Source organism: Cupriavidus taiwanensis (assembly GCF_900250115.1).
Classification (GTDB): domain Bacteria; phylum Pseudomonadota; class Gammaproteobacteria; order Burkholderiales; family Burkholderiaceae; genus Cupriavidus; species Cupriavidus taiwanensis_B.
In genome coordinates this window covers 2,036,762-2,050,990 of the sequence record NZ_LT984803.1, presented here as the reverse complement: position 1 = coordinate 2,050,990, position 14,229 = coordinate 2,036,762, and the positions used below count along the sequence as shown (strand labels likewise).

Genomic DNA, 14,229 nt, shown 5'->3' with positions numbered 1-14,229 from the left:
GCCATGACGCAGGTTGTGACCGGGCAACAGTTGCACCACAAGGGGGCGGCTTCGGCTGTCCCTTTTTGCTTTGCTCGCTAGAATGGGGAATTCGATTCTGTCCCGATCCATCCCCGTTCTAACTGACGCCATGCCCATGGAAGCCTTTCCCCGCACGGCCCACCGGACTCATGCCATGCCCCGTTCCGTGCACCAAAGCCGACGCCGATTCCCCGTTCTGGTGAGCGCCGCGGCGCTGGCGCTGGGCGCATGGGCCGGGCCGTCGCTGGCGCAGTCCTCGGATGTCTATGTCTGCACCGGTCCCAACGGCGTGCCGGAGTACCGCAACGGCAATGCCGGCAAGGGCTGCAAGAAGCTGAACCTGCCCGAGGTCGTGACCGTGCCGGGCGGGCGCATTGCCGCACCGGCCAAGAGTGCCGGCAGCAGCGCCGCCACCGGCGGCGGCACCGGTTTCCCGCGCGTGGACAATGCCACCCAGCGCAGCCGCGACAGCGAGCGCCGAACCGTGCTGACGCAGGAACTGCAGGCCGAGGAAGCCAAGCTGCAGGCGCTGCGCGCCGAGTACAACAATGGCCAGCCGGAGCGCCAGGGCAATGAGCGCAACTACCAGAAATATCTCGACCGCACCGCGGCGCTGCGCGACGACATCGCCCGCAGCGAGGCCAACGCGGCGTCGCTGCGGCGCGAGCTCGGCAACCTGAAGGACTAGTCTTATGCGTCGCCTGATTCGCGGAGTGTCACGCAAGGCCGGCAGTGCCGATGGCGCGCGGGCCGAGCTGCCCGCGGCGGACCCGGCACCGTCCGAAGCTGGCGCGCGCGTGCTCGGCATCGGCGCGGCGGCGTTCCATGCCGGCCTCGACGTGGTCGCCAACCCGGTGCTGCTGGTGCGCCAGCCGGGGCTGCGCGTGGTCTACGCCAATCCGGCCGCCGAGGCCACCTTCGGCGTGTCGCGCAAGGGCATGGTCGAGCTGACGCTGCCGGACCTGTTCGGCAAATCGGATGAGCTGCACAACATGCTCGACACGGTGGTGACGCGGCAGTTCGACGTGCGCCGTCAGGACCTGATCCTGCATCCGCCGCTGCAGGACCCGATCCACGTGCACGTGGTGATCGCCGCGCTCGAGGCGGTCGGCGACACCGTGGTGGTCGAGATCCTGCCCAACGAGCAGAAGGTGCGCAGCGACCGCGAAGAGCGCATCCTGGACCTGACCTCGGCCAACAAGGAGCTGATCCGCAACCTCGCCCACGAGATCAAGAACCCGCTGGGCGGCATCCGTGGCGCGGCGCAGCTGCTGGAGTTCGAGCTGCCCGAGCGCTCGCTGCGCGAATACACCCAGGTCATCATCAAGGAGTCCGACCGGCTGCAGACGCTGGTCGACCGGCTGCTGGAGCCGCACCGGCATCCGCATATCGTATCGAGCCTGAACATCCACGAGGTGCTCGAGCGCGTGCGCTCGGTGGTGCTGGCCGAGTTTCCCAACGGGCTCGAGATCGTGCGCGACTATGACGCCAGCCTGCCCGAACTGCAGGGCGACATGGAGCAATTGATCCAGGCCGTGCTCAACATCGTCCACAACGCTGCCCAGGCGCTGGCCGATCGCATCGCGCGCGGCGACGCGCAGATCGTGCTGCGCACGCGCATCGCGCGCCAGGTCACCATCGCCAAGCGCCTGTTCAAGCTGGCATTGGACTTGCATGTGATCGACAACGGCCCGGGAATCCCCGAAGACATCCGCGAACGCATCTTCTATCCGCTGGTATCGGGCAGGGATGGCGGCAGCGGACTGGGTCTCACACTCGCTCAAACCTTCGTGCAGCAGCACGAGGGCTTGATCGAATGCGAGAGCAGGCCGGGCTGTACCGACTTCCGTATCCTGCTGCCGCTGCACTAGCCTTTGCCGGCGTCCGCAAGCGCGTGCACCGACGTGGCCAGGGCATGCGGAAGACCAACTGACACCGAGCAGACAAGCGACGCACATGAAGCCGATCTGGATAGTCGACGACGATCAATCAATCCGCTGGGTCCTGGAAAAGGCCCTCGCCCGTGAAAGCCTGCTCTCGCGCAGTTTCACCAATGTGCGGGACGCGCTGGCCGCGCTGGAGGAAGACCAGCCGCAGGTGCTGATATCGGATATCCGCATGCCCGGCGGTTCCGGCCTCGACCTGCTGCAGGCGATCAAGGCGCGCCACCCCGGCCTGCCGGTCATCGTGATGACGGCGTACTCCGACCTCGACAGCGCGGTGGCGGCGTTCCAGGGCGGCGCCTTCGAATACCTGGCCAAGCCGTTCGATGTCGACAAGGCGGTCGAGCTGATCCGCCGCGCGCTGGAAGAAAGCCTGCGCGAGGAAGAGATGGACGACCGCCTGGTCGACGCGCCCGAGATCCTCGGCCAGGCCCCTGCGATGCAGGACGTGTTCCGCGCCATCGGCCGGCTGTCGCAATCGAACGTCACGGTGATGATCACCGGCGAGTCCGGCACCGGCAAGGAGCTGGTCGCGCGCGCGCTGCACAAGCACAGCCCGCGCGCCAACGGCCCGTTTATCGCGCTCAATACCGCGGCGATTCCGAAGGATCTGCTGGAGTCCGAACTGTTCGGCCATGAGCGTGGCGCCTTTACCGGTGCGCAGACCATGCGCCGCGGGCGCTTCGAGCAGGCCGAGGGCGGCACGCTGTTTCTCGACGAAATCGGCGACATGCCGTTCGACCTGCAGACCCGGCTGCTGCGCGTGCTGTCCGACGGCAATTTCTATCGCGTCGGCGGCCACAACCCGATGCGCGCCAATGTGCGCGTGATTGCCGCCACGCACCAGAATCTCGAGCTGCGCGTCAAGGAAGGACTGTTCCGCGAGGACTTGTTCCACCGCCTGAACGTGATCCGGCTGAGGCTGCCGCCGCTGCGCGAGCGGCCGGAGGACATCACGCTGCTGGCGCGCCATTTCCTGCAGAAGAGCGCCAAGGAGCTCGGCGTCGAGCCCAAGCGCATGTCGGATGAGGCGCTGGCCTACGTCAGCACGCTGCCGTTCCCCGGCAACGTGCGCCAGCTGGAAAACCTGTGCAACTGGCTCACCGTGATGGCGCCGGCGCAGACCATCGAGGTCAAGGACCTGCCGCGCGAGATGCTCGAGGCCGGCACCAGCGAGCCGGTCAATGCGCCGCGGCCGGAGCGCGCGCCCGAGCTGCGCGCGGCCGAGTATGGAGGTGCCCAGGAGCTGGCCGATTATGGCGGGTTTGCGGTGCCGGTGGCCGAGGCCGACACGGCAACGGCGGTGCGGGCCGCGCCGGCCGCAGCGGTGGTGGCAGCCCAGGCTGCGCAGCAGGCGCCGGCGGCGGCCGGATGGGAAAGCCTGCTCGCCGCGGAGGCGCGCGCCATGCTCGAAGCCGGCCAGCCCGAAGTGATGGACCTGCTGACGCGCCGCTTCGAAAAGGCGGTGCTGGAAGCCGCGCTGGGCGTCACGCGCGGCCGCCGCGTCGAAGCCGCGACCCGGCTCGGGATCGGGCGCAATACCATCACGCGCAAGCTGCAGGAACTGGGCTTCGACTAAGGCAGGTCACCACGGCGTTGGTCCGCTCCCTCTGCGCAAGCCGCAGAGGGCAGCGACCATACCTTCGCGCATGCCGCGGCACTAGCCGCGCGCTTCGATCAGCCGCTGCGCCATCTCCGCAAAACCCTCGCCGCCCGCGGCCGCGGTGATATAAGCCGGCGGCACCGGCAGCTGCGGCAGGATATCGCGCACATTGGCCACGCCCACCGACAGCGGGAAATGCGCAAACATCGACGCATCGTTGGCCGAGTCCCCGATAAACAGCCACTGGTCGCGCCGCGCATCCACGTCCTCGCCGAGCAGCTCGGCCACGCACAGCTTGCTCATCGACAGCTTGTCATGCTGGCCGAACCAGCCATTGACGTGGATGGAACTGACGGTGGCGGTCATGCCGGCCTCGCGCATCAGCGAAGCAATGCGCGCGACCGCGTCGGCGGGCAGCGGCACCACGTCTTCGGCATGGTCGATGGCCAGGTCGGCGGCATGCCAGGCCTGGTCCGAGGCCAGCGCGCAGCCCGGAACCTCGCGCACGATGCGCTGGCCCAGCGCGTGGATGCGCTCCAGGTTGCGCGCGCGCGTGGCGGCATCGTCGAGAAAGCGCGTCTGCAGCCGGCCGTTGTGCAGGTGCGAATAGAACGCGCCGTTCTCGCCGATGATGGCATCGACCGGCCACAGCCGCGTCAGGATTTCGGCCCACGCGATGCAGCGCCCGGTCACCGGGATCACATGCAGGCCGGCCCGGCGCAGGCCGTCAAGCGCCAGGTAGGCCGAGGCCGGCAGCCGCCCCTCGGTGGTCAGGGTGCCGTCGATATCGGTCAGCACGCCGCGCACGACGCGCAGCGCGGTATTAGAGAGCTTGTTCAGGGATTGCATGGCGGGCCATTGTAACCGTGGATCTCCGCGCAAATTCGTTTATTGCACTGCAAAAAGCAGGGACCTGGCCATACTGGTGGTTCTGCTGATTTGCTTGCGCAGGTGCGACGGGCGTAACATGCCGCTGTCACAAAAAAATCACATGCTGTCGGATTTTCGACTGACCGCAACAAGACAGACCAAGGAGAGCCTCGATGTCCGTATCCCGTACCGTGCTCAAACTCGCCGCGCTGGCCGCCCTGGGCGGGGCCGGCAGCGCGCACGCCGCCGTTGAGATCCAGTGGTGGCACGCCATGCAGGGCGCGCTGAACGACAAGGTGAACGAAATCGCCAACAAGTTCAACGCCAGCCAGTCCGAATACAAGGTGGTGCCGGTCAACAAGGGCAATTACGACGAGACCATGGCGGCGGGCATCGCCGCCTTCCGCGCCGGCGGGGCGCCGGCGATCCTGCAGGTGTTCGAGGTCGGCACCGCCACCATGATGAGCGCCAAGGGCGCGATCAAGCCGGTGTCGACGGTGATGAAGGATGCCGGCGAGAAATTCGACCAGAAGGCCTACATCCCCGCCGTGGCGGGCTACTATACCTCGTCCAAGGGCGAGATGCTGTCGTTCCCGTTCAACAGCTCGACCACGGTGTTCTACTACAACAAGGACGCCTTCAAGAAGGCCGGCCTGGATCCGGAAAAGCCGCCCAAGACCTGGCCCGAGGTGATGCAGTACTCGGCCAAGCTCAAGGCCTCGGGCACCAACTGCGCCTACACCACCGACTGGCAGGGCTGGGTCCACCTGGAAAGCTTCTCGGCCTGGCACAACACGCTGTACGCCACCAAGAACAACGGCTTCGGCGGCACCGATACCCGCCTGATCTTCAACAGCCCGCTGCACGTCAAGCACATCACCAACCTGCAGGACATGGTGAAGAAGGGCTACTTCAGCTATGGCGGGCGCAAGGCCGAATCGCAGGCCAAGTTCTACAACGGGGAATGCGCCATGTTCACCGGCTCGTCGGCGTCGCTGGCCAATATCCGCAAGAACGCCAAGTTCGCGTTCGCGGTGGCGCAGCTGCCGTACTACCCGGACGTACAGGGCGCGCCGCAGAACACCATCATCGGCGGCGCCTCGCTGTGGGTGATGGGCGGCAAGAAGCCTGAAGAGTACAAGGGCGTCGCCAAGTTCTTCAATTACCTGTCGCGGCCGGAGATCCAGTCCGACTGGCACCAGGCCACCGGCTACCTGCCGGTGACGATGGCTGCCTACGAGGCCACCAGGAAGTCGGGCTACTACGACAAGAACCCCGGCGCCGACGTCTCGGTACAGCAGATGGTGGTCAAGACCACCGACAAGTCGCGCGGCGTGCGCCTGGGCAATATGGTGCAGATCCGCACTGTCGTGGACGAGGAACTGGAAGCCGTCTGGGCCGGCAAGAAAGAGCCCAAGGCGGCGCTGGACTCGGCCGTGGCACGCGGCAACGACTTGCTGGAGCGCTTCCAGAAGACCGCGCGCGAATAAGGCGCCGGGTCTTGCCAGCAGGCTGACGTGACAGGCGGGCGGCGGCGAAACCTCCGCCCGCTTGCTTTGTGGCCGGCACCGATCGGGGCCGCCCGCCACTTCGTACCTAGTCCGATGCCGCCATCCGTGGCATCCGCCGGAATCCGTTCATGGAAAAACGCGTCGTGTTCCGTTCGCCGTGGCTGCCGTATCTGCTGGTATTGCCGCAGATCGCGATCACGCTGATCTTCTTTTTCCTGCCCGCCGGGCAGGCCCTGTACCAGTCGATGCTGCAGCAGGATGCCTTCGGCATCAACCTGGAGTTCGTCGGCCTGGACAACTTCCGCATGCTGTGGAACGACCCGCTCTATGTCGAGTCGTTCCAGGTCACCGCCATCTTTGCCGTGGGCGTGACCGTGGTGGGACTGACCACCGCGCTGGCGCTGGCCTATTTTGCCGACCGCGTGATCCGCGGCGCGGTGGGCTACAAGACCCTGCTGATCTGGCCGTATGCGGTGGCGCCGGCGGTGGCGGGGGTGCTGTGGATGTTCATGTTCAACCCGACCCTGGGCGTGGTGTCGTTCGCGCTGCGCAAGCTCGGCGTCGAATGGAACTTCCTGCTCAACGGCAACCAGGCCTTGCTGCTGGTGGTGCTGGCCGCGGCGTGGAAGCAGATCAGCTACAACTTCCTGTTCTTCCTGGCCGGGCTGCAGAGCATCCCGCGCTCGCTGATCGAGGCCGCAGCCATCGACGGCGCGGGTCCGTGGCGCCGCTTCTGGTCGATCGTGTTCCCGCTGCTGTCGCCGACCACCTTCTTCCTGATGGTGATCAACGTGGTCTACGCGTTCTTCGACACCTTCGCCATCATCGATGCGGTCACGCACGGCGGTCCGTTCAACTCGACCAACACGCTGGTCTACAAGGTCTTCCATGACGGCTTCCGCGGCATGGACATCGGCGGCTCGGCCGCGCAGTCGGTGGTGCTGATGGTGATCGTGATCGCGCTGACCGTGGTGCAGTTCCGTTATGTGGAACGGAAGGTCCAGTACTGACGGAGGCAGCCATGGTAGAACGTCGTCCTTTCCTCGATTTCCTGACCCACGTGGTGCTGGTCCTCGGCATCGTCATCGTGGTGTTCCCGGTGTACCTGACCTTCGTCGCGTCGACGCTGACCGCCGAAGAGGTGCTGGACGCGCCGATGACGCTGATCCCCGGCAGCCACCTGATCGATAACTATCGCACCGTGCTGTTCCAGGGCGTGGGCGAGGCCGCGTCGCCGGTCTCGACCATGATGAAGAACAGCCTGATCATGGCGCTCGGCATCGCGCTGGGCAAGATCGCGATCTCGATCATCTCGGCCTTTGCCATCGTCTATTTCAGGTTCCCGCTGCGCAAGACCTTCTTCTGGCTGATCTTCATCACGCTGATGCTGCCGGTCGAGGTGCGGATCCTGCCGACCTACAAGGTGGTGTCGGACCTCGGCCTGCTCGACAGCTACTTCGGGCTGACGATTCCGATCATCGCGTCGGCGACCGCGACCTTCCTGTTCCGCCAGTTTTTCCTGACGATTCCCGACGAGCTGGCCGAAGCGGCGCGCATCGACGGCGCCGGGCCGCTGCGCTTTTTCTGGGACGTGGTGCTGCCGCTGTCGCGCACCAGCATCGCCGCGCTCTTTGTGATCCAGTTCATCTACGGCTGGAACCAGTACCTGTGGCCGCTGCTGATCACCACGCAGAAGTCGATGACGCCGGTGGTGGTAGGGGTGACGCAGATGATCTCGCGCTCGGGCGATGCCGCCACCGACTGGAACCTGGTGATGGCCACGGTGATGCTGGCGATGATCCCGCCCGCGGTGGTGGTGGTGCTGATGCAGAAGTGGTTCGTCAAGGGCCTGGTTGAAACCGAGAAATAAGCGAAACCCAATGGCAAAACTGTCACTACGCAACGTTCAGAAAACCTATGCCGGCGGGACCCAGGTCGTGCATGGCATCGACATGGAGATCGCCGACGGCGAGTTCATCGTCATCGTCGGGCCCTCTGGCTGCGGCAAGTCCACGCTGCTGCGCATGGTGGCCGGGCTGGAAACCATCACCGGCGGCGAGATCCATATCGGCGACAAGGTGGTCAACCAGCTGGAACCGGCCGAGCGCGACATCGCCATGGTGTTCCAGAACTACGCGCTCTATCCGCATATGAGCGTGTACGACAACATGGCGTACGGGCTGAAGATCCGCGGCATGGGCAAGGCCGAGATCGCGCAGCGCGTCAACCACGCCGCCGGCATTCTCGAGCTTGCGCCGCTGCTCGAGCGCAAGCCGCGCCAGCTCTCGGGCGGGCAGCGCCAGCGCGTTGCCATGGGCCGCGCCATCGTGCGCGAGCCGGCGGTATTCCTGTTCGACGAGCCGCTATCCAACCTCGACGCCAAGCTGCGCGTGCAGATGCGGCTGGAACTCAAGGAGTTGCACCGGCGCCTGGGCACCACCAGCCTCTATGTGACCCATGACCAGGTCGAGGCGATGACGCTGGCCGATCGCATGATGGTGCTCAACGCCGGGCGGGTCGAGCAGATCGGTACGCCGCTGGAAGTCTACGCACGGCCGGCCAGCACCTTCGTGGCCGGCTTTATCGGCTCGCCGCCGATGAACCTGATCCCGGTGGCACGCAACGCCGGCGGTGACACCGACGCGCAGATGCGCGTGGTGGCGAAGGAGGGCGAAGCCGCCAACGCCACGCTGGGTCACCTGCCGATGGGGCTGCATCTGCCGGAGCAGGCGCTGCTGGGATTGCGGCCGGAGCATATCGAGCCGTGCGCCGCGCATGAGGCAATCGCCGAGGTCGATGTGCGCGTGGTCGAGGCGCTGGGCGCGGATTCCTTTGCCTATGGCTCGCTCGGGGGGCAGGCCGTGGTGGTGCGGCTGGACAGTCATGCGCGCGTGCGAGCCGGCGACCGCCTGCCGGTGACTTCGTCGGCCGAGCACCTGCATTTCTTTGCGCCGGACACCGGCAAGCGCATCGAGGCCTGACATGACCACCGCAACCGACAGCGCCTGGCGCTACCCCAGCCATATCGCGCACCGCGGCGCCGGCAAGCTGGCGCCGGAGAACACGCTGGCGGCATTCCGCCACGGTGCCGGCTTTGGCTACCGCATGTTCGAGTTCGACGTGAAGCTGTCGGCCGATGGCAAGCCGGTGCTGATGCACGACGCCACCCTGGACCGCACCACCAGCGGCCAGGGCAGGGTGGATGCGCTGACCCTGGGCGAACTGGCGCTACTCGACGCCGGCAGCTGGCATGGCCCGGCCTTTGCCGGCGAGCCGGTGCCGACGCTGGCGGCGATTGCGCGCTACACCCGCGCCAACGGCTTCCTGGTCAATATCGAGATCAAGCCGGTGCCCGGCACCGAGGCGCGTACCGGGGCCGCGGTGGCCATCGACGCGCAGTCGCTGTGGGCCGGCGCCGAGGTGCCGCCGTTGCTGTCCTCGTTTTCGGAGGAGGCACTTGCCGCCGCGGCGCGCGTCGCGCCCGCCCTGCCGCGCGCGCTGCTGCTCGACCAGCTGCCCGGCGACTGGCTGGATCGGGTGCGCCGGCTCGGTTGCGTGGCGCTTGACGCCAACCATCGCGAACTGGATGCCGGCGTGATCGCCACCGCGCATGCGGCCGGCGTGCGCGTGCTGGCCTACACCGTCAACGATCCGGCGCGGGCAGCGCAGTTGCTGGCCTGGGGGCTCGATGGGGTGATCACCGACGCCGTCGACCAGATCGCCCCCTGATTCGGATTGTTGTGCGGGTGTTGCGAATTCGCCCAACGCTCGCGGAATTGTCGCGCGGTTGTGTTTCGTATCGCGAAAAGTCCACATTGATCAAACGCAATTCGTGCTATTCTTACCGTCGTGAAGACTTAAGGTCCTTCCCCGCACAACTTGCCCTTTCGGGCCTTGTGAGGCGGCCATCACATGCGGCACCCTGGTGGTGCCGTTTGCGTAAGCGCCTCCCGCTGGCTCCCAAGAGTTGTTTGCGATCCGCTAACCGGTCAAGCCGTGTCGCGGAAGGTTGAATAACCCGCTGAACTCCGGCAGACCCGGAGAAAAGTGAGCGTCCCATGATGCAGCAGTATCAGAGCAATTCGTACCTCTTCGGCGGTAACGCCCCCTATGTCGAAGAACTGTACGAAGCCTATCTCCAGAACCCCGCCTCGGTTCCCGACAATTGGCGCGCGTACTTCGACGCCATGCAGAACGTTCCCGCCGTCGACGGCTCGAACGGCCGGGATATCCCCCACGCTCCCATCGTTGCCTCGTTCGCCGAGCGCGCCAAGCAAGGCCCCATCCGCACCATCGTTGCCTCGGCCGATTCCGACATGGGCCGCAAGCGCGTCGCTGCCACCCAGCTGATCGCCGCCTACCGCAACATCGGTTCGCACTGGGCCGACCTGGACCCGCTCAAGCGCCAGGAGCGTCCGCCCCTGCCGGACCTGGACCCGGCCTTCTACGGTTTTTCGGAAGCCGATCTCGATATCGTCTTCAACGCCAGCAACACGTATTTCGGCAAGGAGTCGATGAGCCTGCGCGAGCTGCTCAACAACCTGCGCGAGACGTACTGCGGCACCATCGGCTTCGAATTCATGTACGTGAGCGACCAGGCGCAGAAGCGCTGGTGGCAGGAGCGCCTGGAAACCACGCGTTCCAAGCCGGTGTTCACGCTGGAAAAGAAGAAACACATCCTTGACCGCCTGACCGCGGCCGAAGGCCTGGAGCGCTTCCTCCACACCAAGTATGTCGGCCAGAAGCGCTTCTCGCTGGAAGGCGGCGAGAGCTTCATTGCTGCCATGGATGAACTGATCCAGCACGCCGGCAGCAAGGGCGTGCAGGAAATCGTGATCGGCATGGCCCACCGCGGCCGCCTGAACGTGCTGGTCAACACCCTGGGCAAGATGCCCGCCGACCTGTTCGCCGAATTCGAAGGCAAGCACGTCGATGACCTGCCGGCCGGCGACGTCAAGTACCACAAGGGCTTCTCGAGCGATGTCTCGACCGAGGGCGGCCCGGTCCACCTGTCGCTGGCGTTCAACCCGTCGCACCTGGAAATCGTCAACCCGGTGGTGGAAGGCTCGGCCAAGGCCCGCCAGGAACGCCGCGGCGAAGTCGGCCACAAGGAAGTGCTGCCGGTGCAGGTGCACGGCGACGCCGCCTTTGCCGGCCAAGGCGTGGTGATGGAGACGCTGAACCTGGCGCAGACCCGCGGCTACGGCACGGGCGGCTCGATGCACATCGTCATCAACAACCAGATCGGCTTCACCACCTCCGACCCGCGCGACGCCCGCTCGACGCTGTACTGCACGGACGTGGTCAAGATGATCGAGGCCCCGGTGCTGCACGTGAACGGCGACGATCCCGAAGCCGTGGTGTACGCCATGCAGCTGGCGGTGGACTTCCGCATGGAGTTCAAGAAGGATGTCGTGGTCGACATCATCTGCTTCCGCAAGCTGGGCCACAACGAGCAGGACACGCCCGCTGTCACGCAGCCGCTGATGTACAAGAAGATCGCCCAGCACCCCGGCACGCGCAAGCTGTACGCCGACAAGCTGGCCGCGCAGAACCTGGTCCCGGCCGACTTCGGCGACGAGAAGGTCAAGGAATACCGCGCCGCGATGGACGCCGGCAAGCACACCGCCGACCCTGTCCTGTCGAACTTCAAGAACAAGTTCGCCGTGGACTGGATGCCGTTCCTGAACCGCAAGTGGACCGACGCCGCCGACACCGCCGTGCCGGTGACCGAACTGAAGCGCCTGGCCGAGCGCATCACCACCACGCCGGAGACGCTCAAGCTGCACCCGCTGGTGGAGAAGGTGGTCAAGGACCGCGCCAACATGGGCCGCGGCGACCAGCCGCTGGACTGGGGCATGGGCGAGCATCTGGCCTTCGCCTCGCTGGTGTCGTCGGGCTACCCGGTGCGCATCACCGGCCAGGACGCCGGCCGCGGCACCTTCACCCACCGCCACGCCGTGCTGCACGACCAGGCGCGCGAGCGCTGGGATGCCGGCAGCTACGTGCCGCTGCAGAACGTGTCGGAAAACCAGGCACCGTTCACGGTGATCGACTCGGTGCTGTCCGAAGAGGCCGTGCTCGGCTTCGAATACGGCTACTCGGCCGCCGAACCCAACGCGCTGGTGATCTGGGAAGCCCAGTTCGGCGACTTCGTCAACGGCGCCCAGGTGGTGATCGACCAGTTCATCTCGTCGGGTGAGGTGAAGTGGGGCCGTGCCTCGGGCCTGACGCTGATGCTGCCGCACGGCTACGAAGGCCAGGGTCCGGAACACAGCTCGGCACGCATCGAGCGCTTCCTGCAGCTGTGCGCGGACCACAACATGCAGGTCTGCCAGCCGACCACGCCGGCCCAGATCTTCCACCTGCTGCGCCGCCAGATGATCCGGCTGTTCCGCAAGCCGCTGGTGATCATGACGCCGAAGTCGCTGCTGCGTAACAAGGATGCGGTGTCGCCGCTGTCCGACCTGGCCAAGGGCCATTTCGAGACCGTGATCGGCGACCACGAGGAACTGAACGCCGGCAAGGTCAAGCGCGTCATCATGTGCTCAGGCAAGGTCTACTACGACCTGGTCAACACGCGCAAGGAACGCGAGGCCAACGACACCGCGATCATCCGCCTGGAACAGCTATACCCGTTCCCGCACAAGGCGCTGGCCGCGGAACTGAAGAAGTACCCGAACGCCAACGAGATCCTGTGGTGCCAGGACGAGCCGCAGAACCAGGGCGCCTGGTTCTTCGTGCAGCACTACATCATGGAAAACATGACGGACGGCCAGAAGCTCGGTTATGCCGGTCGCCCCGCCTCGGCTTCGCCGGCGGTGGGCTACTACGCAAAGCACAACGAGCAACAGAAGGCACTGCTGGACGCGGCCTTCGCCAAGCTCAAGGGCTTTGTTCTGACCAAGTAATCAGTCGGCAGCCACGGCGGCGCGCGCAGGCGCCCCGTGGCATCGCCAGCATCAAGACAACACGCATAACACGAGGAATTCACCACCATGGCAATCGTTGACGTCAAGGTCCCGCAGCTCTCCGAATCGGTCGCCGAAGCGACCATGCTCAACTGGAAGAAGAAGCCGGGCGAAGCCGTCGCCCAGGACGAGATCCTGATCGAAATCGAAACCGACAAGGTCGTGCTGGAAGTGCCGGCTCCGTCGGCCGGTGTGCTGTCGCAGATCGTGAAGAACGACGGCGACACCGTCGTGGCCGATGAAATCATCGCCAAGATCGACACCGAAGCCACTGCTGGCGCCGCTGCCCCCGCTGCCGCTGCACCGGCTCCGGCTGCTGCCGCTCCGGCCCCGGCCGCTGCTGCCGCTCCGGCTGCCGCCGGCGCCGTGGCGATGCCGTCGGCCGCCAAGCTGATGGCCGAAGCCGGCCTGTCGGCTGGTCAGGTTGCCGGCACCGGCAAGGACGGCCGCATCACCAAGGGCGACGCGATTGCCGCCGCCGCCGCTCCGGCCGCCAAGGCCGCCCCGGCTCCGGCCGCGGCCAAGCCGGCGCTGCAGCAGGTTTCGGCTCCGGTCGACTTCGCCGCTCTGGGCGACCGTCCGGAAGAGCGCGTGCCGATGAGCCGCCTGCGTGCCCGCATCGCCGAGCGCCTGCTGCAGTCGCAAGCCACCAACGCCATCCTCACCACCTTCAATGAAGTGAACATGAAGCCGGTGATGGACCTGCGCAACAAGTACAAGGACCGCTTCGAGAAGGAACACGGCGTGAAGCTGGGCTTCATGTCGTTCTTCGTCAAGGCCGCGGTGCACGCGCTGAAGAAGTTCCCGCTGATCAACGCCTCGATCGACGGCAACGACATCGTCTACCACGGCTACTTCGATATCGGCATCGCGGTGGGTTCGCCGCGCGGCCTGGTGGTGCCGATCCTGCGCAACGCCGACCAGATGAGCCTGGCCGACATCGAGAAGAAGATCGCCGAGTTCGGCGTCAAGGCCCGTGACGGCAAGCTGTCCCTGGACGAGCTGAGCGGCGGCACCTTCTCGATCTCCAACGGCGGCGTGTTCGGCTCGATGCTGTCGACCCCGATCATCAACCCGCCGCAGTCGGCCATCCTGGGCGTGCACGCCACCAAGGACCGCCCGGTGGTGGAAGACGGCCAGATCGTGATCCGCCCGATGAACTACCTGGCGATGTCCTACGACCACCGCATCATCGACGGCCGCGAAGCCGTGCTGGGCCTGGTCGCCATGAAGGACGCACTGGAAGATCCGGCGCGCCTGCTGCTGGACCTGTAACAGCCGGTCCCTCCGCGCACGCGCAGGCGTGCGCG

The 14,229-nt window shown here is 66.0% G+C and carries 11 protein-coding genes; 10 read left to right on the top strand and 1 reads right to left on the bottom strand.

Annotated elements, in window-relative coordinates; all coding sequences use genetic code 11:
* The first annotated feature begins 175 nt into the window (after positions 1 to 175).
* The 3 genes from CBM2586_RS09675 to ntrC all read left to right on the top strand — a co-directional run bounded on the left by CBM2586_RS09675 (position 176) and on the right by ntrC (position 3,543).
* Entirely contained in the window at positions 176 to 709 is a 534-nt protein-coding gene (locus CBM2586_RS09675) for a DUF4124 domain-containing protein (RefSeq protein ID WP_231942451.1), read from the top strand.
* A 4-nt stretch (positions 710 to 713) separates the two neighbouring features.
* Positions 714 to 1,892: a nitrogen regulation protein NR(II) gene (glnL, locus tag CBM2586_RS09670; RefSeq protein WP_115687333.1), complete on the top strand. Its 1,179-nt coding sequence runs from the start codon at positions 714 to 716 to the stop codon at positions 1,890 to 1,892.
* 85 nt (positions 1,893 to 1,977) lie between these two features.
* Positions 1,978 to 3,543 (top strand): nitrogen regulation protein NR(I), encoded by a 1,566-nt coding sequence (ntrC, locus tag CBM2586_RS09665; protein ID WP_115661832.1) that lies wholly within the window; start codon positions 1,978 to 1,980, stop codon positions 3,541 to 3,543.
* Between the two features lie 81 nt (positions 3,544 to 3,624).
* Here the strand turns inward: ntrC and CBM2586_RS09660 are convergent, their stop codons facing one another.
* A complete protein-coding gene (locus CBM2586_RS09660) occupies positions 3,625 to 4,416 on the bottom strand; it encodes an HAD-IIB family hydrolase (protein ID WP_115687332.1) in 792 nt (263 codons plus the stop codon).
* Positions 4,417 to 4,610: 194 nt separating this feature from the next.
* Here CBM2586_RS09660 and ugpB point away from each other — a divergent pair, with 194 nt between their 5' ends.
* From ugpB to odhB, 7 genes are all read left to right on the top strand, one after another.
* Positions 4,611 to 5,927, top strand: coding sequence for a sn-glycerol-3-phosphate ABC transporter substrate-binding protein UgpB (gene ugpB, locus CBM2586_RS09655; RefSeq protein WP_115661834.1), 1,317 nt, complete (start codon positions 4,611 to 4,613; stop codon positions 5,925 to 5,927).
* Positions 5,928 to 6,076: 149 nt separating this feature from the next.
* Positions 6,077 to 6,958: a sn-glycerol-3-phosphate ABC transporter permease UgpA gene (gene ugpA, locus CBM2586_RS09650; RefSeq protein ID WP_062800547.1), complete on the top strand. Its 882-nt coding sequence runs from the start codon at positions 6,077 to 6,079 to the stop codon at positions 6,956 to 6,958.
* Between the two features lie 11 nt (positions 6,959 to 6,969).
* Positions 6,970 to 7,818 carry a sn-glycerol-3-phosphate ABC transporter permease UgpE gene (ugpE, locus tag CBM2586_RS09645; RefSeq protein ID WP_115661835.1) on the top strand — a complete coding sequence of 283 codons (849 nt, stop codon included), beginning with the start codon at positions 6,970 to 6,972 and terminating at the stop codon, positions 7,816 to 7,818.
* Positions 7,819 to 7,828: 10 nt separating this feature from the next.
* The gene (locus CBM2586_RS09640; RefSeq protein ID WP_115661836.1) at positions 7,829 to 8,929 is read left to right on the top strand and encodes a sn-glycerol-3-phosphate import ATP-binding protein UgpC; all 1,101 of its coding nucleotides are present in this window, start codon (positions 7,829 to 7,831) and stop codon (positions 8,927 to 8,929) included.
* A 1-nt stretch (position 8,930) separates the two neighbouring features.
* The gene (gene ugpQ, locus CBM2586_RS09635; RefSeq protein WP_115687331.1) at positions 8,931 to 9,677 is read left to right on the top strand and encodes a glycerophosphodiester phosphodiesterase; all 747 of its coding nucleotides are present in this window, start codon (positions 8,931 to 8,933) and stop codon (positions 9,675 to 9,677) included.
* Positions 9,678 to 10,006: 329 nt separating this feature from the next.
* A complete protein-coding gene (locus CBM2586_RS09630) occupies positions 10,007 to 12,859 on the top strand; it encodes a 2-oxoglutarate dehydrogenase E1 component (RefSeq protein ID WP_115661838.1) in 2,853 nt (950 codons plus the stop codon).
* 87 nt (positions 12,860 to 12,946) lie between these two features.
* Positions 12,947 to 14,194 (top strand): 2-oxoglutarate dehydrogenase complex dihydrolipoyllysine-residue succinyltransferase, encoded by a 1,248-nt coding sequence (gene odhB, locus CBM2586_RS09625; RefSeq protein ID WP_115661839.1) that lies wholly within the window; start codon positions 12,947 to 12,949, stop codon positions 14,192 to 14,194.
* Positions 14,195 to 14,229 lie beyond the last annotated feature (35 nt).